This is a genomic window from Tateyamaria omphalii, from assembly GCF_001969365.1.
GTDB classification, from domain to species: Bacteria; Pseudomonadota; Alphaproteobacteria; order Rhodobacterales; family Rhodobacteraceae; genus Tateyamaria; species Tateyamaria omphalii_A.
The window spans coordinates 2,452,065-2,476,903 of the sequence record NZ_CP019312.1 but is presented as its reverse complement, the minus strand read 5'-3'; the positions used below and the strand labels follow the sequence as shown (position 1 = coordinate 2,476,903).

Here is a 24,839-nt window from a genome sequence, read left to right as displayed (position 1 = left end):
CAACCAATGGCACGGGGGCGAAGGTGGCGCAGGCACCGCAACATACAAACTACGATGTCATCATCGTCGGGGGCGCCATCATGGGCGCCTCAACAGCATGGTTTCTGACCGACACTCCGGACTTCGATGGCCGGGTCTTGGTGATAGAGCGCGACCCGACCTACTCTGCATGCTCCACGGCGCACACAAACAGCTGCATGCGGCAACAGTTCTCGACCGAGCTGAACGTCCGCATCAGCCAGTTCGCAGCCGATTTCGTCAAGAACATCAGGAGTTACATGGGTGGTGATGACCGCGTGCCCGAGCTTGGCATTCGCAGCTTTGGCTACATGTATCTGGCTGACACCGACGCCTTCGCCGAAACGTTGCGCCAGAACATCCATCTGCAACATGCCGCTGGTGCGGCGACGCAACTGATGACGCCGGAGCAGATCAAGGCGGCTTATCCGTTCTATAATGTCGACGACATTGTGCTTGGGTCGATCAACACCGTGGACGAGGGGTATTGGGACGGTGCGGCAGTTTTTGACTGGTGGCGCCGCCAGTCCCGGGAACGCGGGGTCGAGTATATCGAGAACGAAGTGGTCGCCATGACGCGCAATCCCGCAGGCACCCGCATCGAAAGCGTGACGCTCGCCAGTGGCGAGGTCATCGCCTGCGGTCAGATCGTCAACGCAACGGGCCCGCGGGCTGCGCGCACGGCGCAGATGGCAGGCATTGACGTGCCGGTCGAGCCGCGCAAGCGCTATTCATGGGTGTTCAAGGCCGAACAGCCGCTTGATCGCGACCTGCCGCTGACCATCGACCCGTCGGGCGTGCATGTGCGCGAAAACGGAGGTGGCACATATCAGGCCGGGGGACATTCCGACATCGACCCCGCCGTTGATTACGACGACTTCGTCATGGATCACAGCATTTGGGAAAACCACGTCTGGCCGATCCTTGCCACGCGCATCCCGCAGTTCGAGGCGATCAAGGTCACCAGCGAGTGGGCTGGGCACTACGCCATGAACACATTTGACCACAATGCCATCCTGGGCCCGCATACGGAGGTCGCGAATTTCATCTTCCTCAACGGGTTTTCCGGCCACGGGTTGCAACAGTCTCCGGCCATGGGACGCGGGACCGCAGAATGGTTGACCTACGGCGCATTCCGCAGCCTTGATCTGTCGCCCTTTGCCTATGAACGTCTGGTGACGGACCGACCCATCCTTGAAAAAGCAGTGATCTGAAGGACCTGACATGAAGAAACTCGTATTGACCGGCGCTGCTGGTCGACTGGGATCGTACTTGCGCGCGCCGTTGGCAAAGATGTGTGACACATTGGTGTCCACCGACATCGCCGACGGCATCGACACGCCCTTGCCGAACGAGACATACGTACAGGCCGATCTGGCCGACTTTGAAGCGATGGAGGCGGTGGTCAAAGGCGCTGACATGGTTGTGCATTTCGGCGCCTTCGTGGACGAGGCCCCGTTCGAGACACTGCTTGGCCCGAATTTCGTGGGCTCCTACAACATCTGGGAGGCGGCCCGGCGCCACGGCACGCGGCGCATCGTCTATGCCTCATCCATCCACGCGGTCGGTATGCACCCAAAGACCGACGCCATCGGCATTGACGCCGCCCATCGTCCAGACGGGTTCTATGGCCTCGCCAAGTGTTTTACCGAAGACCTCGCACGCATGTACTGGGACAAGGAGGGGATCGAAGCCGTGTGCCTGCGCATCCTGTCCTGCGCCAATGTCACCAACCCGCGGGCCGTGGGATCGTGGCTGAGCTATGATGACATGATCCATCTGGTCGAACGGGCCATCGACACGCCCATCGCTGGATTTTCCATCATCTATGGCGTGTCCAACAACGACCGTGCCCCGGTCGACAACTCCGGTGCGCGGCACCTCGGCTACCGGCCCAAGGACAATGCGGAACAATTCGCGGAACAGATCTATGCCGAGGCGGGTGTTCTGGATCCGCAGGATCCAGGCAATTTCTGCCACGGCGGTCCCTTCGCCAGCACACCCATCGGGCGAAGCGCGATGATGGCGCTGAACCTTGATGAGGACGATACGGGCCAGGGTTAAGGCCATGCGCATCGACAATCTCCAGTACTGCAACTGGTCGGAAAAGATCTTTCGTCAGATGCGCGAAGGGCAGGTGGACGCGGTGCATGTCACCATCGCGTATCACGAGAATTTTCGCGAAACGGTACTGAATTTCGAGGCGTGGAACCGCTGGTTTGAACTCTACCCCGACCTCATCACCAAGGGGCTTTGGGCCAGCGACATCGACCGGGCGCGGGCCGCGGGCAAGACAGCGATTTTCTTCGGTTTTCAGAACCCCAGCCCCATCGAGGATGACATCGGCCTGGTCGAGATTGTGCACAGCCTGGGCGCGCGCTTCATGCAGCTCACCTACAACAACCAGTCGCTGCTTGCGACGGGGTGTTACGAGGCCGAAGACACCGGCATCACCCGCATGGGCAAGCAGGTGATCAAGGAGATGAACCGTGTGGGACTGGTCGTGGACATGAGCCATTCCGCTGACCGCTCGACGATTGAGGCAGCGGACATTTCCGAACGCCCCATCGCGATCACACACGCCAACCCGCATGACTGGCATCCGGCGCTGCGGAACAAGCGCGATGACGTGATCCGGGCCGTGACCTCGAACGGGGGTATGCTGGGCTTTTCGCTCTATCCGCACCACCTCAAGGACGGATCGCACTGCACCTTGCAATCCTTTTGTGAGGCCGTGGCGCGGACGGCGGAGCGGTACGGCACTGACAAGATCGGTATCGGGTCTGATCTGTGTCAGGACCAGCCGGACAGTGTGGTCGAGTGGATGCGTGTGGGCCGCTGGGCCAAGGAGATCGACTACGGCGAAGGATCTGCCGCCAACCCCGGATTTCCACCGCAGCCCGCCTGGTTCCGCGACAATCGCGATTTCGGCAACATCGAAACCGGGCTGCGCGCAACCGGCATGTCCGAAGACGAGGTGGCAGGCATCATGGGCCGCAACTGGTATCGTTTTTATGCCGAGAATTTTGGCCCTGCGTCGTAAACAAGACGGACAGCGCCGGGCAATCGCCATCCCTTGATCCGAAAGGCGCAGAGGAGAATGGCCATGAAAATCGGGTTTATCGGTCTGGGAAACGTGGGTGGCAAGCTGTCCGGCAGCCTGATCCGCAACGGCCATGATGTTTCGGTGCATGATCTGAACGCGGATTTTGTGGCCGCCAAGGTTGCAGATGGTGCGCGCGACGGGCAATCGCCAGCCGCGCTGATGCAAAGCTGCGACGCCGTGATCACATGCCTGCCCAGCCCCGCAGCCTCCGCCGCGGTCATGGATGAGATGCTGCCTCATGTCGGTTCTGGCAAGATCTGGATGGAGATGTCGACCACGGACGAGGCCGAGGTCAAACGCATCGGCGCCCAGGTCATTGCAGCTGGTGGCGCCGCCGTCGATTGCCCGGTCTCCGGTGGCTGCCACCGGGCCGACACCGGTAACATCAGCATCTTTGCGGGATGCGACCGCCCGACCTTCGAACGTATCCTGCCGCTGCTGACCACGATGGGGCGGCGCGTCCTGCACACCGGCGATCTGGGCAGCGCGTCGGTGCTCAAGGTGCTTACCAACTTCCTTGCCACCGCCAACCTGGTCAGTTGCGCAGAGGCGCTGACGGTGGCCAAGGGCGCCGGCATGGATCTGGGCGTCGCGTACGAGGCGATGGCGATCAGTTCCGGCACCTCTTTCGTACATGAAACCGAAAGCCAGGTGATCCTGAACGGGTCACGCGATATTTCCTTCACCATGGACCTCGTGGCCAAGGACATCGGTCTGTTTCAGGACGTGGCCGACCGGGCGGGCGTGCCACTTGACCTCAATCCGCTGCTGATCAACCTGTTCAACGACGCCATCGCGCGCTTTGGCCCGCGTGAGCTGTCGCCCAACATCATCAAGCGGTTGGAAGAGGCCACTGGCCTCGATGTGACCGCGCCCGATTTCCCCGCCCAAATGGTCGATGATGAGCCCGAAGCACCGGGGGCAGAGGTCATTGTCCGGCGCTGACCCCCTTGCCCGTGCGCAGCCCCCAAGCTAAGGGCGGGCCATGCAAGGTCTGGATTTCAAAGAGGGCGAGGTCATCGCCACGATCAACGCGTCGCAAGGGCGACGTATCCTGGGGATCGGATCGTTATGGGTCCTGTCGCTTATGGTGATCTATGTGGGCATCGTGCGCCCGCCAGAGATTGGCTGGCAGCTTTTCCTGTTGGTCCTTGGCGGCGGGGCACTCTGGATTGCGGAAAAGATGCGCCGCGCGACGGCGCTGACCTTGGAACTGACACCCGAAGAGCTGCGCGACAGTTCGGGCCAGGTGGTTGCGCGTACCGCCGACATCCATTCGATTGATCGCGGCATGTTCGCGTTCAAACCATCAAACGGCTTTTTGCTGCGCCTTAGCAATTCCGACGGTCGTGCCTGGCGCCCGGGCCTGTGGTGGCGCTTGGGCAATCGGGTCGGAATCGGCGGAATGACACCCGGTCATCAGGCAAAGTTCATGGCCGAGATCCTCTCGGCCATGATCGCAGAGCGGTCGCCTGAGCAGCCTTAGTCGTTCGACCACAGCACGCGAGGTGCATAGCGCGGCCTGGTGAAGACAAAGTTGTCGATCTCGCGATCCCTCAGGCCTGTTTCAAACGGCGCGTCATACTTGGCGAAGGTTTCGACAACCATGACCCGTTCATTGTGTGGCATGACTGGCAACAGGTGCTTAAGTTCCTTGACCTCATTGTTGGACAGCGGTGATTTCCACCCGCGCGCTTTCGACCAGTCGCGTTTGTAGACGTTGTTGTTGGCGTCGTACTTCACGCTTGTGACACGGATCGAGACGTCACTTGAGACATTGTTCGTCAGATAGGCAAAGATCTCTTGCGTGCCATTGAGGTAGCTGTTGTCCAGCGGCGTCGTTTCGCGCGAAATGATGTCGCCGAGCGTATACGCCGCCTTCTGGTTGATCGAGTGTTGGCGGAAGGAATCGAAGATCGCGAACATCGACAAATAGGCCCAGAACAGGAGCGGGATAAGGATGACAGTTTCGATCGCGAGACTGCCCTGATCCTCGTCGCGGAAGGCCTTCAGGTTGGTGATAATGCGTTTCATCAGCTTGGCTCCTGCACAAATCCGGACATCGCGGTCATCTTGACCCGGCCCGCGCCGTCCTTGGAGAACGAGGCACCCAGTCCGGTCATCGGGAATACGGGCTGGAACGAGTAGCACGCCCGCAGCATCATCAATTCATGTTCCCGTCCGTGTACAAAGGTTGTCGATGGCGTGACCGGCATTGAAATGTCGGCGCAGTCAGGGCTGTGTGAGAACCCGGAGAACGAACGGGCCGAAACCGGTGTCATTTCCAGCTTGAGCGCGGTGTCGCAATCCTCAAGGAAACCTGAGAATTCACAGACCATCTGCTTGATGTCGCTGTGCGAGTAGTTGGCCGAAGTGTTCAGGCGGACATTGCGCACCGCCATGTCGAGCCCGCGGTCAAGAAAGCCCTGGCGTACCTGGTAAATGCCAAGCTCGACAGACGTCATGAACAGGGTGAACATCAAAGGGATGGCGAGGGCGAATTCTACCACCATGTGGCCGTCTTCCTCACGCCGGAACCGGCGCAGAAGCGATTTTGGATTGAAGGTCATTGGGTCAGCCTCAGTTGGTTGATTTGCTTGGCAATTGCCTCGAAGGCTTCGGTGATCTCGACGCCTTCCACCCGGAAGAAGTGACTGGGCGAGGATGCGCAGTCTTCCATGACACCCGCGGAATAGTCAGTGACCTCGAAGCCGACCGACCACACGACGATGCCTTTGGCCTTGGCCGCATCGCAGATGTCTTCAAGCATCGCGTCGGCTTGTGTGGACGTGTACTTGGTGTAGCGCCAATTGTTCCAGCCGTTGCGCACGTAGTTGTTCAGATACCAGTGCAGCGGATAGCGGCTCCAGTGCGCGTATTCCGATGGGCTGTTGTAGTACCACGGTTGGATGCGCGTTGTGTCCACGTTCTGACCGTCCGTCATCAGCACCACAGTCTTCAGTGTTTCCACGTCGGTATACGAGGCCGGGCGGTTCGCAAACGCATCATCTACAACGTCAGTCCCGGGCAGCGCCAGATCCTGCGTGATCGGGCGGAAGGATGGGTCCAGCAGCGCCACACCCCACTTCATGCCCAAATGGATCGAGGTATTGGCGCGCGCGCGGTAGTCGTTGATCGTGTTCTTGAGCTTGGTCGCGCTCTGGCTGAACGGCACGATCTCTTCGTAACTCCGCTTTGGGCACCCCGGATTGCTGACCGGATTTGAATAGCTCCAGCCTTCGTCAAAGTGCTGCATGTGCTCATACTCGTTATCGAGGTCGAGGCCGGCTTCGGAAAAGTCCGCAATCTCGAAGTCAATACAGTACGAGTAGTTGTGCAGCTGGTTCGTCTCCATCCGCGAGAAGATGTCGTAGCCTGCGTTCACCTGCGCGGTGTACGGGATCAGCGACACCGAAATCAGGTCGTCGTTCTCCTCCCGGATCACCGTATCGACAAAGGTTGTCGCCGCGGTCTGCAGGTTTGCCATCTTGTTGTTCCGGCCCATAGAACCGGAGATGTCCAGCACCATCGAAATCTCGACGTTCGACACGCGCTCTTCTGCTTGCGCCTTGGCCGGAACGGGCAGTGAGTCCACGCCCATCAGGCGCATGAACTGCGTGGCCGTCGTCACATTCGCCGTTGCCGTCACAGTGCGAAAGTTCAAACCCTCGTCGACGGTAACTGAGCTGAGATAGTCGCTCATTCCGGATTTGTCGAAGTAGTCCCGCACAACAGCTTCAGGGTCGAGGGGCTGGTCGAGGTCTGCGGCTGCCAGCACGGCACGGTCCACCGTGGCCTGCATGCGCGTGCGCTCCATCTCGTTGCGCATCAGGTCAACCCCGATGCCACCCACCAGAACCATCATCATAAACATCAGGAGAGCGAAGATGGTCATAGCCCCCGACTCGTCCCGCGCAAATCCGGCGACACTGCTTTTCAGCCCCGCCTTCGTTGTCAATTTCCGTGTCCACTTCATTGGCTTCGAGCACCTTGTTGTTTTGGTTATCCCAGGCTTGAGCAGCCCTTTTATCCAATGATTGGTGTGCCGTTCGAATGTGGCTGAATTCGGGCAGAAACGGGAAGGCTGTATGGAGATTTCATCTACATTTTCATCAATCCGGAGCCGTATGCCAGACTGTTTACAATTTGATGAGAAATACGCCTGATCGTTGGTCAATTCACGGATCGCACAAAAAAGTCGCACGCGTTAACGGAACCGTCATAGGCTGGCTTCACAGACTTGATCTCAAGTGAGTCGCGCCGGAAAAAGGAGACCCCCGGATGATCCCCCAGAACGAACCCAGCTTCCGCGAGAGCGTGGATATCATGTTCAACCGGGCGGTGGCCCTCATGGATCTGCCGCCGGGGCTCGAGGAAAAGATACGGGTTTGCAACGCGACCTACACCGTGCGCTTCGGCGTGCGCCTGCGCGGGCAAATACAGACGTTCACAGGGTACCGATCTGTCCATTCAGAACATATGGAACCGGTCAAGGGCGGTATCCGCTTTTCGCTTGGCGTCAACCAGGACGAGGTGGAAGCGCTAGCCGCGCTGATGACCTACAAATGCGCCCTGGTCGAAGCGCCCTTTGGCGGATCGAAGGGGGGGCTGCATGTCGACCCACGCGAATATGACGATCATGAGATGGAGTTGATCACGCGCCGTTTCGCCTATGAGCTGATCAAACGGGATATGATCAATCCGGCCCAGAATGTGCCCGCACCCGACATGGGAACGGGCGAGCGCGAAATGGCGTGGATCGCAGACCAGTACAAACGCATGAATACGACCGACATCAACGGCGTGGCCTGCGTGACGGGCAAGCCCACCAATGCGGGCGGCATTCAGGGCCGGACGGAAGCCACCGGGCGCGGTGTGCAATATGCCCTTCGCGAGTTCTTCCGTGACGCCGAAGGCGTGAAAAAGGCTGGCATGTCCGGCACGCTCGACGGCAAGACCGTTGTCGTGCAGGGCCTTGGCAACGTGGGCTACCACGCCGCCAAGTTCCTGAGTGAAGAGGACGGGTGCAAGATCGTAGGCATCATTGAACGTGATGGCGCGCTGGTCGATGACCGCGGCCTCGATGTGGACGCCATACGCAACTGGATCGCCAGCCATGGTGGCGTGGCGGGCTATGCCGATGGCACATATGTCGAAGATGGCTCATCCGTGCTGGAAAAGGATTGCGAGATCCTGATCCCGGCAGCGCTCGAAGGAGTGATCAACCTGTCCAACGCGGAACAGGTCAAAGCGCCACTGATCATCGAGGCCGCGAACGGTCCTGTGACGGCAGGCGCCGACGCCATCCTGCGCGACAAAGGCACTGTGATCATTCCCGACATGTACGCAAATGCGGGCGGCGTGACGGTGTCCTATTTCGAATGGGTCAAGAATCTCAGCCATATCCGCTTTGGCCGCATGCAGCGACGTCAGGAAGAGGCGCGGCACCAGCTTGTCGTGGACGAGCTGGAACGCCTAAGCCGCCATTTGGGCGACGCGTGGACCATCACGCCGGATTTCAAGGACAAGTACCTGCGCGGCGCGGACGAGTTGGAACTGGTCCGCTCCGGCCTCGATGACACTATGCGGGCCGCTTATCAGTCCATGGCCTCTGTCTGGCATGATCGGGACGACGTGGATGACCTGCGTACGGCGGCCTATCTGGTGGCCATTGGCAAGGTTGCGGACAGCTACCGCGCCAAAGGGCTCTGACAGCGTCGGGGCAGACATAGGAAAAAGGGCAGCACCCCAACCTGTCGGGTGCTGCCCGAGCACTGGATCTATCCGCCGCGCCGGGTCTTCCATTGCTTGCGCCCCGCACCCAATTGGATGCGCTGCATAATCGGTCGCTGACAGACCAGCCCGTGTCGAAAAGCACCGCAGACCGCGACGCGCCTCTTGCTACACCCAACAGGATAATGATGGTGGTGCCTTGTGAACAGGCGGAGGGGTAGATGCGCTTTTCAGGGCTGAAGGTTCTGACCGAAGGGCTGACGGGGAACAAGGGCTGGGGGCCGCATTGGCGCAACCCGGAACCGAAACCTGAGTACGATATTGTCCTCATCGGCGGTGGCGGACATGGCTTGGCCACTGCGCACTACCTGGCCAAGGTGCACGGGCTGACAAATGTCGCCGTGCTGGAAAAGGGCTATTTGGGCGGCGGCAACGTGGGCCGTAACACCACGATTGTCCGCGCAAACTATATGCTGCCGGGCAACTCGGAATTCTATTCGCATTCGCTGAAGTTGTGGGAGGGTCTGGAAGAGGACCTGAACTACAATGTCATGCACTCGCAGCGGGGCATTATCAACCTGGTGCACTCGGACGGCCAGCGCGACGCTTTTGTGCGGCGGGCGAACTCCATGTGCGGCCAGGGCGATGACGGCGCGATGCTCGACCGGGCCGGGGTGGAAAAGCTGCTGCCCTTTCTCGACTTCGAACAGACGCGCTTTCCGATCTATGGCGGGCTCTACCACAAGCGCGGCGGCACTGCGCGCCACGATGCGGTGGCCTGGGGCTTTGCCCGGTCCGCCAGCGACCGCGGTGTGGACCTGATCCAGCAATGCGAAGTGACGGGCATCGACGTCGAAAACGGCGTCGTCAAAGGCGTGCAGACGACCAAAGGACCGATCCGCGCCAAGAAGGTCGGGATGGTCGCCGCGGGCCGTTCGTCGCAAGTGGCGGCCATGGCCGGGATGCGCCTGCCGATCGAAAGCCATGTGCTTCAGGCCTTTGTGACCGAGGGCCTGAAGCCCTGTCTCGACCACGTCGTCACCTATGGTATGGGCCACTTCTATATCAGCCAGTCCGACAAGGGCGGCTTGGTCTTTGGTGGCGATCTGGACATGTACGCGAGTTATGCCTCGCGCGGGAACCTGCCGCTTGTTGAACATGTGGCCGAGGCTGCGATGACGCTGATGCCCGCCATTGGCAAGGCCAAGATGCTGCGCAGCTGGGGCGGGGTGATGGACATGTCGCCCGACGGCTCCTTCATCATCGACAAGACGGATATCGAGGGGCTCTTTGTCAACGCCGGCTGGTGCTATGGCGGGTTCAAGGCCACGCCCGCCTCTGGCCACACCTTTGCCCACCTGCTGGCCACCGGCACGCCGCACCCCACCACTGTGCGCCACCGTCTGGACCGGTTCCGCACGGGTCGCGGGATCATGGACGAAGAGGCGACCGGGTCGCAGCACAATCTGCATTAGAGAGAGTTGAGATGTCGGATTTCCGTATTTGGAAAGAGAAGAAGCAGGGGACCTGTCCCCGGAAGGGCGACTGATGCGCATTTCATGTCCGATCTGCGGCGCGCGTGACCGGCGCGAGTTCTATTATCAGGGTGCTGCAGTACTGCGAGACCGCCCTGCACCGGATGCGGGCGAGGCTGCGTGGGACAATTACCTGCATCTGCGCGAGAACCCGGCGGGGGACCTGGAAGAGTTGTGGAGCCATGACGCAGGTTGCGGCGCATGGCTGAAAGTGACGCGCAATGTCTCGACGCATGAGATCAAGGGCGTGGAACTTGTGCAGGAGGTCGCGCGATGAGGATCGATGGCAAAGGTCTGATCGACCGTTCCCAATCACTGTCTTTTCGCTTTGACGGCAACACCTACCGCGGGTTTCCAGGTGATACGCTGGCCTCTGCCCTGCTGGCCAATGACATCCGGCACGTGGCCCGGTCCTTCAAGTACCACCGTCCACGTGGCATTCTGACCGCTGGCTCAGAAGAACCCAACGCGCTTATGACCATCGGGTGTGGCCCGGCCACTGATCCAAATGTGCGCGCCACGGTGCAAGAGCTCTATGAAGGGCTTGAGGCGCGCAGCCAGAACGCCTGGCCATCGCTCGGCCTTGACTTGCTCAGTGTGAACGATCTGGCCGCCCCCTTTCTGGGCGCTGGCTTTTATTACAAGACGTTCATGTGGCCCCGCGTATTCTGGGAAAAGGTTTATGAACCAGTCATCCGCCGCGCCGCTGGTCTGGGCGCGCTCAGCGGTGAGCAGGACGCGGAACATTATGAAAAGGCATACGCCTTCTGCGACGTGCTGGTGATCGGTGCCGGGCCTGCGGGCCTGATGGCGGCGTGGGCTGCGGCGCAGGCGGGTGCCCGGGTGATCATTGCGGAAGAGGACAGCATGATGGGCGGGCGGCTGAATGCCGAGACGCTGCAGATTGACGGAAAGCCCGGCGCGGACTGGGCTGCTCACATGGTGGCGACGCTCGCCGCCATGGACAATGTCCGTCTCATGCCGCGCACGACTGTGACCGGGGCGCATGACGGCGGCACTTTTGGCGCGCTCGAACGGGTCTCGCATCACGAGAACGGCGTACCGGAGGGCGGGGTCAAGGAAACCTTCTGGCGCATCGTCGCCAAACGCTCGATCCTCGCCGCTGGCGCCATCGAACGGCACATCGCGTTTCAGAGCAATGACCGTCCCGGCATCATGGGGGCGGGTGCGGTGCGCACCTATCTCAACCGCTTTGGTGTGAGCCCGGGCAAGGCGGTCACCGTCTTTACCAACAACGACGACGCACACCGAACGGCACTGGACCTGCAGGATGCGGGCGTGCATATCGCTGCCGTCATCGACAGCCGCAAGGACGCGCAGGCCTTGGGCGATTACCGGGTGATGCAGGGCGCAATGGTTACGGGCGCGGAAGGGCGGAAGGGGCTCAACGCGATCCGCGTCGAGACCGCCACTGGCACGGAAAAGATCGCAACCGACTGCCTTGCCGTGTCCGGCGGTTGGAATCCGACAGTCCACATGACCTGCCACATGAACGGACGGCCCACCTGGGACGACGGAATTGCGAGCTTCGTGCCCACCCCCGGTTCCATTCCGGGTATGGAGGCGGCCGGGGCCTGCAATGGCGCCTTCGCCACTGCGGCCTGCCTAACGCAAGGGGTTGCGGCGGCCAAGGTGAGCCTTGATGCACTTGGCCTGACCGCCCCCGACATCGACATCCCGCATGCTGACGACAGTGCCTATGTGCTCGAACCGCTCTGGGCCGTGCCCGGCAAGGGGCGCGCCTGGCTCGACTTCCAGAACGACGTCAGCGTGAAGGACGTCAAACAGGCCGCACAGGAAAACTTCACCTCAGTGGAGCATATGAAGCGCTACACGACCCAAGGCATGGCGACCGATCAGGGCAAGAATTCCAACGTCGCCGCATTGGCCCTGCTGGCGGATGCAACCGGGCGCGGCATACCGGAAACCGGTACGACAACCTTCCGCCCGCCCTACACCCCCGTGGCTCTCGCGGCTCTTGGGGCTGGGGCGCAGGGCAAGGGGTTCGCCCCCGAACGCAAGACCACCAGCCACGCCGCCACGATCGCCGCAGGCGCGCCGATGATCGAGGCGGGGCTGTGGTATCGCCCCTCTTACTTCCCGCTGCCGGATGAAAAGACCTGGCGCCAGTCCTGCGACCGCGAGGTCGGCTGGGTGCGCAACGCTGTTGGCATCTGCGATGTCAGCACGTTGGGCAAGATCGACATTCAGGGGCCTGATGCGGCCAAACTGCTCGACTTCATCTACACAAACATGTTCTCGTCCCTGAAAGAGGGGCGCGTTCGCTACGGCCTCATGCTGCGCGAAGATGGTCATGTCATGGATGACGGCACAACGGCGCGACTGGGCCCCAATCACTACGTGATGACTACGACCACGGCGGCGGCCGGGCAAGTTATGCGGCATCTCGAATTCGTGAGCCAGGCCCTGCACCCCGACTGGGACGTACGGATAATGTCGGTCACAGAACAATGGGCGCAGTTCGCCGTTGCCGGGCCAAAGTCCCGCGATCTGCTGAATGGGTTGCTAGACCAGCCCATCGACAACGACGCTTGGCCCTTCATGTCCTGCGGTCCCGTGGATGTGCAGGGGGTCAAGGGGCGGCTTTTCCGCATCTCCTTTTCCGGTGAACATGCCTATGAGTTGGCCGTGCCATCGCGCTATGGCGACAGCCTGTTCCGCCTGCTGGTCGCACGGGCCGAAGGCTTGGGCGGCGGCGCCTACGGGATGGAGGCGCTGAATGTGCTGCGCATCGAAAAAGGGTTCATCACCCATTCCGAAATCGACGGGCGCGTGACCGCCCAGGACATCGGGATGGAACGGATGCTGTCGAAGAAAAAGGATTTCATCGGCGCCACGATGGCGCAGCGCCCCGGGTTCACTGAAGCGGGACGCGCGCAATTGGTGGGCCTGAAACCGGTTGGCCCGGTCAAGCAACTGACCGCAGGCGCGCATATCTACTCTGACGGGGCCGAGCCCGTGGCCGAACATGACCAAGGCTATGTCACCTCCGTCGGGTTCTCACCCACGCTGGGGCATTTCATCGGCCTCGCCTTCGTCACTGATGGACTGTCGCGCCACGGTGATGTGCTGAACATGGTTGACCATGTGCGTCGCATCCAGACGCGGGTCGAACTGTGCGACCCGGTGTTCTTTGATCCGAAGGGGGAGCGCACCCGTGGCTGACCTGATTGCAAAAACCCCGCTTGATGGCATGGACCCGGTCACCATTGGCACCTGCACGGTGACCGAGGTAGACCTTGGCACTCTGACCTCCATCGCGCCCTATGCGAATGCCAAGATCGCGGATGTTTTCAAAGACGCGCACGGCATGGCGTGGCCTGCCCCGAACCGGGCGACGGGCAAGGATGGCGCCCGGGCCATCTGGTTCGGGCTTGACATGGCGCTGCTCGCCGGCCCTGCGCCCGATGCGACACTTGCCAAACACGCAGCCCTCACTGACCAATCCGACGCCTGGAGCGCGGCGACGCTCAGTGGCACGGACGCCGAAGCGGTTCTGGCCCGCCTGATCCCATTGGATCTCTCGGCAGGCCAATTCAAACGCGGCCACACGGCGCGCACCCAGATCCAGCACATGATGGGCTCCGTCACGCGCATAGGCGCCGACACGTTCCTGTTGATGGTGTTCCGCTCAATGGCGGGCACATTGCTTCACGATCTGGAAAGGGCCATGGCAAGCGTCGCAGCGCGCGGATAAAACACCGCGAACCGATTCCCTTCTACCGGAGCCTGCCCATGATCCGTTTCTCAACCGCCGCTGCGCTTGCTCTCGTCGCGGCCCCCGCCTTTGCGCAGGAAACCAAGGAAGAAAGCTGCGCCCTGCAAGCCCAGGTCGTGGCCGCTGTCCAGCAAGCCCGGCTCGACCGGGTGAAAGAGCGTGAGGTGCAGGACCACATCCTCGCCCAAAGCCCCACATGGCCAGAAAAATACAACAACGCGATCCCGCTCATCGCGCCTTGGGTCTACGAACAACCGCGCCGGATCGTCCGCAACGAAAGCCTTGCTGACGCATGGAGCGAACTTTGCCTGCAGCAGTGACTCGACTCACGGCCCCCCACGCCCAATATTAAGGGCATGAGCCTGCCCCCCGGATTTCTGGACGAACTGCGTACCCGCCTGTCCCTTGGACAGGTCGTCGGGCGCAAGGTCATGTGGGATGCGCGCAAGTCGAACCAGGGAAAGGGCGACCTGTGGGCGCCGTGCCCCTTCCACCATGAAAAGACCGCCAGCTTTCACGTCGATGATCGCAAGGGCTACTATTACTGCTTCGGGTGCCACGCCAAGGGCGACGCGATCAGCTTCGTGCGCGAGACGGAAAACGTGGGCTTCATGGAAGCGGTCGAGATTCTCGCAGGCGAGGCAGGGATGCCGATGCCTGAACGCGATCCGCGCGCGCAGGAGAAGGCCGACAAACGGACGCAGCTTGCCGATGTGATGGACATGGCGGTCCAGCACTTCCGGTTGCAACTGAAAACCGGCGCGGCAGGATCGGCGCGGGATTACCTCCAGCGCCGCGGCCTCGATCCGGCGGCACAGGACCGCTGGGAAATCGGCTTTGCACCAGACGCATGGCAGGGGCTTTGGGATGTGCTCAAGGGCAAGGGGGTTGAGGATGACCTGATCCTCGGCGCGGGGCTGGCCAAGCCCAGCCAAAAGGGCGGCAAACCCTACGACACCTTCCGCGGCCGCATTATGTTTCCCATCCGCGACGCGCGCGGGCGGTGCATCGCATTTGGCGGGCGCGCGATGGACCCGAACGACAACGCCAAATACCTGAACTCGCCCGAGACAGAACTCTTCGACAAGGGCCGCAGCCTTTACAACCACGGCCCCGCGCGCACCGCGGCGGGCAAGGGCCAGCCCCTGATCGTGGCCGAAGGGTACATGGATGTGATCGCGCTGGCCGAACATGGGTTCGGCGCGTCAGTCGCACCCCTAGGCACGGCGGTCACAGAACACCAGCTCGCCATGCTCTGGCGTATCGCGGATGAGCCTATCATCGCGCTCGACGGGGACAAGGCGGGCCTTCGGGCCGCCATGCGGCTCATCGACCTCGCCCTGCCTGCGCTTGAGGCGGGCAAATCCCTGCGCTTTGCGCTGATGCCCGACGGCCAGGACCCCGATGACCTGCTCAAGGCGCAAGGGGCAGGCGCCCTGCAAAAGCTGCTCGATGATGCGATGCCCATGGTCAAACTGCTTTGGCAACGTGAGACCGAGGGCAAGAATTTCGACAGCCCGGAACGCAAGGCCGCGCTCGACAAGGCGCTGCGCGACAAGATCACGCTGATCAAGGATCCCTCGATCCGCCAGCATTACGGCCAGGCAATCAAGGATCTGCGCTGGGACCTGTTCCGCCCGCAACGCGGCGGGCAGGCACAAAAGCGAAAGTGGCAACCCGGGCGCGGCTGGCAGGCGCCACCTGTTCCAATGCCCAGTACCAAATCATCTGCGCTGGCGGCAGGCGATGCGCAGGTCACGGACCATCTGCGCGAAACGGTGATCCTGGCGGCCCTCGTTTGCACCCCGCACGTGGCCGAAGAGTTCGAAGCAGGTCTCGAAAGCCTCGCCTGCAACGATCCAGACCATGCCGTATTGCGCGACCTGATTCTGCGTCACGCACAGGCCGGACCGGAGGTGTTGCGCGAAAACATTTTAGCCGCACTTGGTCCGGAAGCCCTTGATAACCTGATGTCTTCACGCCATGTGGCAATTGTCCCGTGTATCCGCACACCCGGCGATGCCGACATGGCCCGCATGACCGTGGCCGAAGAGCTCGCAAAACTCAGCGCGGCAAAGGGACTGAATGCCGAGATCGCGGATGCGATGCAGGACCTGGAAGGTGTGGCAGATGAAGGCGTAACATGGCGCCTTGCCCAAGCGGCCCAAGTCGCAACCCAGGCTGCCCGCAGCGGGGAAGAGGATGATGCCGAATATGAAACGGGTGATAACGGCGCCCGAATCAGCCGCAGTGAACGCGATGCGTTTGCGGCCCTGATGGATCAGATCAGCTTCTCCAAACGCCGCAACTGATGCGATTTGGTCTCAAAACATAAAGAAAATGCGCTTAGACGGGTGGCCGAATCACTTAAAGCGCTAAATGTTTCTGGCAGCGATTCGCGGGGACGAATCGCCAAGGAGCCCCGATTGAAGGAGCCCAGTATGGCCGCGAAAGACACGAACGAAGACGCCAAGACCGACGATCAGGACAGCGCACACTCGCTCGACATGAGCCAGGCCGCGGTCAAAAAGATGATCTCGGAAGCCCGTGACAAGGGCTACATCACCTACGATCAACTCAACACGGTGCTGCCGCCCGATCAGGTCAGCTCCGAACAGATCGAAGATGTGATGTCGATGCTGTCCGAAATGGGCATCAATATTATCGAGGATGAAGAGGCCGAAGAAGAAGAGCAAAAAGGCTCGACCGAGGTCACGACAACCGAAGGCACCCGTGATTTGACACTGGGCGCCACCGGTCAGGAAAAGCTGGACCGGACCGACGACCCCGTGCGGATGTACCTGCGCGAGATGGGCAGCGTCGAACTCCTGAGCCGCGAGGGCGAGATCGCCATCGCCAAGCGGATCGAAGCGGGTCGCAACACCATGATCGCAGGGCTTTGCGAAAGCCCGCTGACGTTCCAGGCGATCACCATCTGGCGCGACGAACTCTTGAGTGAAGAGATCCTGCTGCGCGACGTCATCGACCTCGAAGCAACCTTCGGCAACCAGATGGGTGAAGATGGCGAAGCGGTGTCCGAACCCGTCGTCGATACCTCCGCCAAAGCTGAAGAAAAGGCCGATACCGGCCCGGAACTGGACGCTGACGGCAACCCCATCGCCAAAGAAGACGACGATGATGAGGACGAACAGGCCAACATGTCGCTCGCCGCGATGGAGGCCGCGCTGAAACCCCAAGTGCTCGAAGCGCTTGAGGTTATCGCCCACGACTACTCGCTCCTGTCGGAAATGCAGGACAGCCGGATTTCGGCCACCTTGAACGAAGACGGCTCGTTCTCTGACGAAAACGAAGCGACCTACCAGAAACTGCGGGCAGAGATTGTGCTGCTGGTGAATGAACTGCACCTGCACAACAACCGCATCGAGGCGCTGATCGACCAGCTGTACGGCATCAACCGCCGGATCATGCAGATCGACAGCTCCATCGTAAAGCTGGCCGACCAGGCGCGGATCAACCGTCGTGAATTCGTCGATTCCTATCGCGGGCGCGAGCTGGACCCGAACTGGCTGGAAGAAATGGGCGGCAAAACCGGTCGTGGCTGGCAAATGTTCATCGAACGCTCTGCCGACAAGGTCGAAGAGCTGCGCGCCGACATGGCGCAGGTGGGCCAGTATGTCGGCCTCGACATCTCTGAATTCCGCCGCATCGTGCAGCAGGTCCAGAAGGGCGAAAAAGAAGCCCGTCAGGCGAAAAAGGAAATGGTCGAAGCCAACCTGCGTCTCGTCATCTCGATCGCCAAGAAATACACCAACCGCGGTCTGCAGTTCCTCGACCTGATCCAGGAAGGGAACATCGGCCTGATGAAAGCGGTCGACAAGTTCGAATACCGCCGCGGTTACAAGTTCTCGACCTACGCAACATGGTGGATCCGTCAGGCGATCACCCGGTCCATCGCGGACCAGGCCCGCACCATCCGTATCCCTGTGCACATGATCGAAACGATCAACAAACTGGTCCGTACGGGCCGGCAGATGTTGCACGAGATCGGCCGCGAACCCACGCCCGAGGAACTGGCCGAAAAGCTGCAAATGCCGCTTGAGAAAGTGCGCAAGGTGATGAAAATCGCCAAAGAGCCGATCAGCCTCGAAACCCCCATCGGGGACGAGGAAGACAGCCAGCTTGGCGACTTCATCGAGGACAAGAATGCCGTTCTGCCCCTGGACAGCGCCATTCAAGAAAACCTCAAGGAAACCACGACACGGGTTCTGGCCAGCCTCACACCGCGTGAAGAACGCGTGCTGCGCATGCGCTTCGGCATTGGTATGAACACCGACCACACGCTCGAAGAGGTTGGCCAGCAGTTTAGCGTGACGCGCGAACGGATCCGCCAGATCGAAGCGAAGGCGCTACGCAAGCTCAAGCACCCCAGCCGCAGCCGCAAATTGCGCAGTTTCCTGGACCAGTAGCGGTATCTCATCCGCACATAGGGCGGGGACGCATCAGATACGACAAACAGGGCGGCGGGCCATCACCCGCCGCTTTTTTCGTGCTGTCGCGTTCAGGTCAGGTTTGCTTGGTTCGGATCGCTTGTGGTGCCCGGCCCGGTCAACGGATCGGGGTTTGTCTGATCCTCGCCCCGCTGTTTTTCGGGCACATCCTTGAACTTGTCCTTCGGTGGCAGCCCCGTATTCGTGGCCTGGTTCGGGTCATCCGTGGTTCCTGGCCCAGTGGCGGAATTATCGTTTGTCTGGCTCATCTTGTCTCTCCGTTCCTTTGCACGCCCACACGGTGCGACACGCAAAATCCGGGCCGGTAAAAGCTGCGGCATTAATGCGCGCGCACACGATTGACAGTGAAACCACCACGGATGCATGAAAGTTTCATGCGAACGACATTCCAGATTCAGACACACGGGCAGGGCCTGTACGAATTCACCCGTCAAGTGGTCGAATGGTGTCTCGGCGACGGCCTTCTCACCCTGTTCTTACAACACACCTCCTGCTCCCTGCTCATCCAGGAAAACGCAGATCCTGACGTGCAGACCGACCTGCGAAACTTCTTCGCGCGGTTGGTGCCACCGACCACAGACCCCTCCATGTCCTACCTAACGCATACCTACGAAGGGCCTGACGACATGCCCGCACATATCAAGGCGGCGATGATGCCGGTCAGCCTGCAGATCCCGGTCAGTGATGGGCGCCCGCAGCTTGGCACATGGCAGGGGATTTACCTCTTCGAACATCGCACGGCACCGCATCACCGCCGCGTCATTGGGCATCTCAGCGTATAAATCGCACATCTTCGACCGTATGTGTCGTATCGTGATCGCGGCCCGGTTCCAAATCGCGTGCGCGCGCCTACATCATGGGCAAAGGAGCACACGATGCTGAAACCTCTTTCCCTCGCGGTCCTGATCACACTCCCGACACTTGGCCACGCGCAGGACTTTGTGCGGCGCGAGCGTTTCACGATCCCCGTGAACCAGATCGACGCAACCAGCTTCGAAGTGATCGAGGCGGACGGAGCAGGCGGCACACAACTCTGGTGTGCCGCCGGTCTCTACACGCGCAACGTGCTGGGGCAGCGCGGCGGCGATCTCTACATCCAGACCGGCCGGGGCGATGCCGTCACCGCACCGGGGCGCAAGGGCGTTGTCTTCAGCACGCAACCGGTGGATGGCGCGTTTTCGTCCTTCAGTCAGGGCGTGCGGCGCACTGGCAAGGTATTCTCTATGACACACGCCTTCAGCCTCTGTCGCGATGCCCCCTTTTTGCGGGTTCGGACATCCGATAACCGGCTTGTGCGGCGATAATCGGGCACCGCTCATCTAGCGGTGACATTTCTCCTCTACCCAAAACCTTGACAACCGCCTATAGTTTCGTGGAACGGGGGAAAACCCCCACTACAGGCGGGACAAATTCGAAGGGGATGGGCGATGCGCTGTCCGTTTTGCGGGAATATCGACACTCAAGTCAAAGACAGCCGACCGGCCGAGGATCATGTTTCGATCCGTCGGCGCAGGTTCTGTCCCGCCTGTGGCGGACGCTTTACCACCTACGAGCGGGTGCAGCTGCGCGACCTTGTCGTCATCAAGTCGAACGGCAAGCGCGAGGACTTCGACCGCGACAAGCTCGAACGCTCCATCCGCATTTCGATGCAGAAACGCCCTATCGACCCCGAGCGCATTGACCAGATGATTTCCGGCATCGTTCGGCGGCTCGAATCCATGGGCGAAACCGACATCCAGTCCAAGCAGATCGGCGAGATCGTGATGGAAGCGCTGAACCGTATCGACACGGTCGCCTACGTGCGTTTTGCCAGCGTTTACAAGAACTTCCAAGCGGCGGATGACTTCGATAAGTTTGTTGCCGAATTGCGGCCCGAGGGCCCCGGCGAAGAGTGAGCGCAGCGGACGACACCCGCTTCATGTCATTGGCCCTTGCGCTGGGACGGCGCGGGCAGGGGCGGACAGCCCCAAATCCCGCTGTCGGTTGCGTGATCGTTCAGGGTACCCGCATCATCGGGCGCGGCTGGACGCAGCCCGGGGGGAGGCCCCACGCTGAAACCGAAGCGCTCGCGCAAGCAGGCGACAAGGCAGCGGGCGCCACAGCATATGTCACACTTGAACCCTGCGCACATCACGGCAAAACCCCGCCTTGTGCCGACGCGCTCGTCGCGGCTGGCATCGCGCGTGTCGTCATCGCCACCGGCGACACAGACCCGCGCGTGGACGGCGCTGGCATCGCAATACTTCAGGCCGCCGGGATCGACGTCACCACAGGCATCTGCGAGGACGAAGCACAAGCCGATCACGCCGGTTTCCTCATGCGCACCGAACTTGGCCGCCCCTTTGTTACCCTCAAACTCGCCAGCAGCTTCGACGGGCGTATCGCCACCGGGACGGGTGAAAGCCAGTGGATCACGGGGCCCATGGCACGGCGGCACGTCCACGCGATGCGTGCGCGGCACGATGCGGTCATGGTGGGTGGAGGCACGGCGCGGCATGACGATCCCGCACTGACCGTCAGGGGTATGGGCGACATCACCCAACCGGCCCGCATCGTGGTCTCGCGCCGGATCGACGTCCCGCTGATGTCAAAGCTCGCAACGACGGCACGCGAAGTGCCGGTCGTCCTCTGCCACGGGCGCGACGCCGACCCGATGCTGCAACGTACATGGCGGGACCTTGGGGCCACGCTCCTGCCCTGCGCCACACGAGGCACCCAGCTTGACCCGCAGGACATCCTGCAAAAGCTGGGCGATCACGGACTGACGCGCGTGTTCTCCGAAGGGGGCAGCGCCCTGGCTGCGTCCCTGATCGAGGCAGACTTGGTGGACGAGTTGGTTGGCTTCACCGCAGGGCTCGCCATCGGCGCCGAAGGGCTGCCGAACATTGGCGCGCTCGGCCTTGGTTCACTCGAGGCCGCGCAACGCTACCGGCTCAAATCCGTCACCCGCATCGGTGACGACATTTGCCACATCTGGAACCGCCGCTAGCGCCACAGATGCGCTTGGCTGGCAAGCATCCCCTGTAATTTCGACAACATGCGATTGGCAAATCCGGGCCGGGGCAACGGGCCATTGGTCAAACGCTCTACCACCACTTCAACAGGGCAGGCGGTACCAGTCACAGGATCGAAATAGCGCGGATAATCAATCAACGTGGCATGGATCAACCCCGCCAGCGGCACATCCTCGCGTCTGCGCGGGGGCACGGCCCCCCGATCCTCAGTCAGCCCCCATCCCGCATAAAACGGTGCACCAGTCGTCACGACGCGCACGCCACGCAACAGCGCCTCGAACCCGCTGAGCGACGTCATGGTCCACAGCTCGTCCACCGCATCCAGCAGTGCCGCAATGTCGGCCCGGTCGGCGACAACATCGGCTACCCCAGCGGCATCAAACGCGCCATCACGCAACCCCGCCTCCACATCCGGGTGTGGCTTGTAGATCAGCACCGCATCTGGCCGTGCCGCACGTGCGGCCTCCAGCAAAGCGCGGTTCGTGCGGACCTCACCCGCGCCCAACCGGATCGACGCATCATCCTCCACCTGACCAACGACGAGTACACGCTGGCCCATCGGCAGATCGGGTGTATCACCAGACAAGTTGTACTTGCTCAACCCCGCCGCGGTCAGCGCACCAACCAGCGCATCTACCCGCGCCACCTGATCGGGCCTCAGCACGCGGCGCTCCCGGATCAAATGCTCCAACCGGCTTGGCTGCGACGGATCATAGTAAATGCCCAGATCATCGGTCACGAGGGACAGGGGCGGGATCAAGTCCGCACCCAGCCCGCGCGAGCGCAAAAAACCGTCCTCCACCCGCAAGGCATCTTCGTGCCCGACATCGGCCTTGCCCGCCCACACCATCCACGGAAGACGCAAGGACCGGGCGCGTCCGGGCTCCTCCTCAAACCGCATGGGCTTGTACCGCCCAAAAACCTTCTGCAGCGGTTGCCGCTTCCACAGGCGCATCCCGCTCGCCACCCAGCCGCGATGATCGGCGCGCCACGCGCGCGTCTCAGCCGCAAGCGCCTCCATCGCCATCGGCAGATCGCACAGGCAGTCGCGATGCGGATCATACCAGGTCGGATACAGGATCATCGCCCCCGCAAAAAGCTGCGCACGGGTCAGGGTTCGCTGGCGCCGCTGCACCGGAAACTCATCCGCTGTCAGGCCCCACCCTGCATAAAAGGGCTGGCCAAAAACCCGCGGCTTGTGCCCGGCTATGATCGCCTCGAACCCAAGGCCAGAGGACACGGTGTAAACAGCGATGGCCCCCTCCATCAGGGTCCAGGGGCTGACCGCAGCGGCAAAGAGCGACACGCGGTCATTGCAATTGTCGTCGTTGAAATACCCTTCACGAAAGCCCTGCACCGTCTCGGGGTGGGTCTTGATCAGGATACGCGCGCCGGGATGCTCATCCTGCGCCACAAACAGCATCTCCAAAAACCGGTTCCGGTCCGCCCCGCTCGCTGTCACGGACGCGTCGCCATGGGTCTGGTCGATAACGAGCACATAGCCCGGCTCGGGCACCGGCGCGTCAGGGTCAAACCCGGTATACTTGCTCAGATGCGCCTCCTGCATCCGGGCCATTGCGCCGCGTGCAGTGTTCAGAACAGCGGTGTTATCCAGCGGCTCGTCAGCCAGGATCCGTTCCAGATCGGACGGGGTCGATGGATCAAAGTGCACGCCGGCATGATCAATCAGGAGGCCAATGGGCTTGCTCCCTGCACGCCCCGGCAGCACCGAGCGCAGGAATGCATCCTCGACCCGCACCAGATTGGCATCACGCTTGTCCGCCACCGCCTCGCCGCGATAGGCGGTGGGCGAGTTGCCCCACACCCCGACCATCCCGTCCGGGCCGGGCAGGCCCACGGCGATGTCATAACCTGCAAGCTCCACGATCCGCCGCACGCGGCCTCGCGCCAGAAACCCGCCATTGTAAACGTAAAGCCGCCGGGCCCCATCGGGTCCGGCGGCCATGTTCTGTCCGCTCTGCACGGTCGTTACTCGCCCGATAGACCCGTCGCCAGTGAATTGACGCCAGTGACTGGGGTCGTGATCGAGGTGATGATCTTGGCAAATTGCGTGTACGGCGCTTCGGTCACATAGAGCGTGTCAGCGTCGCGAATGACAAAGTCACGGGCCTGGAACATGCCATTGGGCTGTGTCAGGTCCAGCACATAGACCAGACGCTGCGCCCCGATCAGGTCGTCGCGTCCCAGCACCACATTGGCGACTTCGGCAGGCTCATTGCGCAGCACGAAGATGCCGGTGGGATCGGACGTGTTCGTCTGTAAACCACCGACCTGCGCCAGCGCTTCGAGCGCGCTCAGGGTCGCGGTTTCGAACGGCACACGGGCCTGTCCGCCGGTGGCGCCAAGCGCCGTAAAGGCGCGGGTGTCGGCCTCGACCAGAACCCGGTCGCCACCACGTAGCGCAATGTCCAGATGCGGGTTTTCATAAAGATCCTGGAAGAAGATGCGGCTGCGCATTCCGCCGCGCAACACTGTCACGCGGGCAATCTCGGGCTCGATGGTGACCCCACCGGCCTGCGCCAGCATCGTCGACAAGGTGCGCGTGGGTCGCTCGATCGGATAGACGCCCTGCGCCCCGATGGCCCCGATCAGGGATACGGTCGACCCGTCCCCAGCCACGCGTCGCACCTGCACCTGTGGGTCCGGCGTCTGATCTTCGAGTTTGGTTGTGATGATGCGACGGATCGCGTCAGGCGAGTTGCCCGCGGCCCGGATACGGCCCGCATAAGGGACAAAGATGAAGCCCGCGCCATCCACCTGCACCTCTTCGAGGATGGTGGAGTTCTGCGCCTCACCGGCCAGCAGACCGTCATCTACGTTTTCCCAGATCGTCAGACCCAGCACATCGCCAGGCCGGATCGTGTCGGAACCCAATAGGCCCGCATTGCGGAACTCCTCGGAAAAACCCAGCGCGGGGGTCACGGCGGTGGCTTCGGTCACGCGGTCGTTCACGGATACGATGAACGCATCCCCTTCGCGCTGGACAGAGCCAGAGAAAATCTGGCGTTTGTTCGGACCGATCTGCGGCAGGCCGCATGATGCAAGAATCCCCAAAAGGGCCAATGACGCGATGACACGCGCCCAGCTGAATGACTGGAAAATCACTGCTCGGTCTCCTCGACCTGTTCTTGTCTGCCTCAGGGCGCAGCTTGATCCGCGCCGGTAGTCTTTTTCTGATCACAC

Annotated in this window: 23 protein-coding genes; 17 read left to right on the top strand and 6 right to left on the bottom strand. The window is 61.5% G+C overall.

The window, feature by feature from the left end:
- Positions 1–80: 80 nt before the first annotated feature.
- The 5 genes from BWR18_RS12280 to BWR18_RS12260 all read left to right on the top strand — a co-directional run bounded on the left by BWR18_RS12280 (position 81) and on the right by BWR18_RS12260 (position 4,610).
- Entirely contained in the window at positions 81–1,232 is a 1,152-nt protein-coding gene (locus tag BWR18_RS12280) for an NAD(P)/FAD-dependent oxidoreductase (RefSeq protein WP_254684977.1), read from the top strand.
- A gap of 10 nt (positions 1,233–1,242) precedes the next feature.
- Positions 1,243–2,082 carry an NAD-dependent epimerase/dehydratase family protein gene (locus tag BWR18_RS12275; RefSeq protein WP_076628599.1) on the top strand — a complete coding sequence of 280 codons (840 nt, stop codon included), beginning with the start codon at positions 1,243–1,245 and terminating at the stop codon, positions 2,080–2,082.
- Between the two features lie 4 nt (positions 2,083–2,086).
- Positions 2,087–3,061, top strand: a complete 975-nt coding sequence (locus BWR18_RS12270) for a membrane dipeptidase (protein ID WP_076628598.1) — start codon at positions 2,087–2,089, stop codon at positions 3,059–3,061.
- A 63-nt stretch (positions 3,062–3,124) separates the two neighbouring features.
- On the top strand, positions 3,125–4,069 hold the full coding sequence (locus BWR18_RS12265) for an NAD(P)-dependent oxidoreductase (RefSeq protein ID WP_076630291.1): 945 nt from the start codon (positions 3,125–3,127) through the stop codon (positions 4,067–4,069).
- A 40-nt stretch (positions 4,070–4,109) separates the two neighbouring features.
- A complete protein-coding gene (locus BWR18_RS12260) occupies positions 4,110–4,610 on the top strand; it encodes a hypothetical protein (protein ID WP_076628596.1) in 501 nt (166 codons plus the stop codon).
- Here BWR18_RS12260 and BWR18_RS12255 read toward each other — a convergent pair.
- The 3 genes from BWR18_RS12255 to BWR18_RS12245 are packed head-to-tail and all read right to left on the bottom strand — an operon-like array spanning position 4,607 to position 7,019.
- Positions 4,607–5,158: a TadE/TadG family type IV pilus assembly protein gene (locus tag BWR18_RS12255; RefSeq protein WP_076628594.1), complete on the bottom strand. Its 552-nt coding sequence runs from the start codon at positions 5,156–5,158 to the stop codon at positions 4,607–4,609. The genes BWR18_RS12260 and BWR18_RS12255 overlap by 4 nt on opposite strands.
- Positions 5,158–5,694: a TadE/TadG family type IV pilus assembly protein gene (locus BWR18_RS12250; protein ID WP_076628593.1), complete on the bottom strand. Its 537-nt coding sequence runs from the start codon at positions 5,692–5,694 to the stop codon at positions 5,158–5,160. Before BWR18_RS12250 ends, BWR18_RS12255 begins: the two co-directional genes overlap by 1 nt.
- Positions 5,691–7,019, bottom strand: a complete 1,329-nt coding sequence (locus BWR18_RS12245; RefSeq protein ID WP_254684850.1) for a pilus assembly protein TadG-related protein — start codon at positions 7,017–7,019, stop codon at positions 5,691–5,693. The genes BWR18_RS12250 and BWR18_RS12245 overlap by 4 nt, the downstream gene beginning before the upstream one ends.
- Before the next feature lie 386 nt (positions 7,020–7,405).
- Here BWR18_RS12245 and BWR18_RS12240 point away from each other — a divergent pair, with 386 nt between their 5' ends.
- The 8 genes from BWR18_RS12240 (at position 7,406) to rpoD (ending at position 18,579) form a co-directional block, all read left to right on the top strand.
- Positions 7,406–8,836 carry a Glu/Leu/Phe/Val family dehydrogenase gene (locus tag BWR18_RS12240; protein ID WP_076628590.1) on the top strand — a complete coding sequence of 477 codons (1,431 nt, stop codon included), beginning with the start codon at positions 7,406–7,408 and terminating at the stop codon, positions 8,834–8,836.
- 242 nt (positions 8,837–9,078) lie between these two features.
- The gene (locus BWR18_RS12235) at positions 9,079–10,332 is read left to right on the top strand and encodes a sarcosine oxidase subunit beta family protein (RefSeq protein WP_076628588.1); all 1,254 of its coding nucleotides are present in this window, start codon (positions 9,079–9,081) and stop codon (positions 10,330–10,332) included.
- 73 nt (positions 10,333–10,405) lie between these two features.
- Positions 10,406–10,669: a sarcosine oxidase subunit delta gene (locus tag BWR18_RS12230; protein ID WP_076630290.1), complete on the top strand. Its 264-nt coding sequence runs from the start codon at positions 10,406–10,408 to the stop codon at positions 10,667–10,669.
- Positions 10,666–13,599 carry a sarcosine oxidase subunit alpha family protein gene (locus tag BWR18_RS12225; protein ID WP_076628587.1) on the top strand — a complete coding sequence of 978 codons (2,934 nt, stop codon included), beginning with the start codon at positions 10,666–10,668 and terminating at the stop codon, positions 13,597–13,599. The genes BWR18_RS12230 and BWR18_RS12225 overlap by 4 nt, the downstream gene beginning before the upstream one ends.
- The gene (locus tag BWR18_RS12220) at positions 13,592–14,131 is read left to right on the top strand and encodes a sarcosine oxidase subunit gamma (RefSeq protein WP_076628585.1); all 540 of its coding nucleotides are present in this window, start codon (positions 13,592–13,594) and stop codon (positions 14,129–14,131) included. Before BWR18_RS12225 ends, BWR18_RS12220 begins: the two co-directional genes overlap by 8 nt.
- A gap of 38 nt (positions 14,132–14,169) precedes the next feature.
- Positions 14,170–14,472, top strand: a complete 303-nt coding sequence (locus BWR18_RS12215) for a hypothetical protein (RefSeq protein WP_076628584.1) — start codon at positions 14,170–14,172, stop codon at positions 14,470–14,472.
- A gap of 36 nt (positions 14,473–14,508) precedes the next feature.
- The gene (gene dnaG, locus BWR18_RS12210; RefSeq protein ID WP_076628582.1) at positions 14,509–16,464 is read left to right on the top strand and encodes a DNA primase; all 1,956 of its coding nucleotides are present in this window, start codon (positions 14,509–14,511) and stop codon (positions 16,462–16,464) included.
- Between the two features lie 129 nt (positions 16,465–16,593).
- Entirely contained in the window at positions 16,594–18,579 is a 1,986-nt protein-coding gene (rpoD, locus tag BWR18_RS12205; protein ID WP_076628580.1) for an RNA polymerase sigma factor RpoD, read from the top strand.
- Between the two features lie 92 nt (positions 18,580–18,671).
- Here rpoD and BWR18_RS12200 read toward each other — a convergent pair whose 3' ends face one another.
- The gene (locus BWR18_RS12200; RefSeq protein WP_076628579.1) at positions 18,672–18,869 is read right to left on the bottom strand and encodes a hypothetical protein; all 198 of its coding nucleotides are present in this window, start codon (positions 18,867–18,869) and stop codon (positions 18,672–18,674) included.
- Positions 18,870–18,995: 126 nt separating this feature from the next.
- Between BWR18_RS12200 and BWR18_RS12195 the strand changes: the two genes are divergently transcribed.
- From BWR18_RS12195 to ribD, 4 genes are all read left to right on the top strand, one after another.
- Entirely contained in the window at positions 18,996–19,403 is a 408-nt protein-coding gene (locus tag BWR18_RS12195; protein WP_076630289.1) for a secondary thiamine-phosphate synthase enzyme YjbQ, read from the top strand.
- A 93-nt stretch (positions 19,404–19,496) separates the two neighbouring features.
- Positions 19,497–19,925 carry a hypothetical protein gene (locus BWR18_RS12190; protein WP_076628577.1) on the top strand — a complete coding sequence of 143 codons (429 nt, stop codon included), beginning with the start codon at positions 19,497–19,499 and terminating at the stop codon, positions 19,923–19,925.
- A gap of 123 nt (positions 19,926–20,048) precedes the next feature.
- The gene (gene nrdR / locus BWR18_RS12185; RefSeq protein ID WP_076628576.1) at positions 20,049–20,516 is read left to right on the top strand and encodes a transcriptional regulator NrdR; all 468 of its coding nucleotides are present in this window, start codon (positions 20,049–20,051) and stop codon (positions 20,514–20,516) included.
- Positions 20,513–21,610, top strand: coding sequence for a bifunctional diaminohydroxyphosphoribosylaminopyrimidine deaminase/5-amino-6-(5-phosphoribosylamino)uracil reductase RibD (gene ribD, locus BWR18_RS12180; protein ID WP_368073614.1), 1,098 nt, complete (start codon positions 20,513–20,515; stop codon positions 21,608–21,610). The genes nrdR and ribD overlap by 4 nt, the downstream gene beginning before the upstream one ends.
- On the opposite strand, the gene BWR18_RS12175 is transcribed toward ribD, so the two are convergent.
- Positions 21,607–23,601: a capsular polysaccharide biosynthesis protein gene (locus tag BWR18_RS12175; protein ID WP_076628574.1), complete on the bottom strand. Its 1,995-nt coding sequence runs from the start codon at positions 23,599–23,601 to the stop codon at positions 21,607–21,609. The two genes, ribD and BWR18_RS12175, sit on opposite strands and share 4 nt — an antisense overlap.
- A 23-nt stretch (positions 23,602–23,624) precedes the next feature.
- Positions 23,625–24,761: a polysaccharide biosynthesis/export family protein gene (locus tag BWR18_RS12170; protein WP_076628573.1), complete on the bottom strand. Its 1,137-nt coding sequence runs from the start codon at positions 24,759–24,761 to the stop codon at positions 23,625–23,627.
- Between the last annotated feature and the right edge of the window lie 78 nt (positions 24,762–24,839).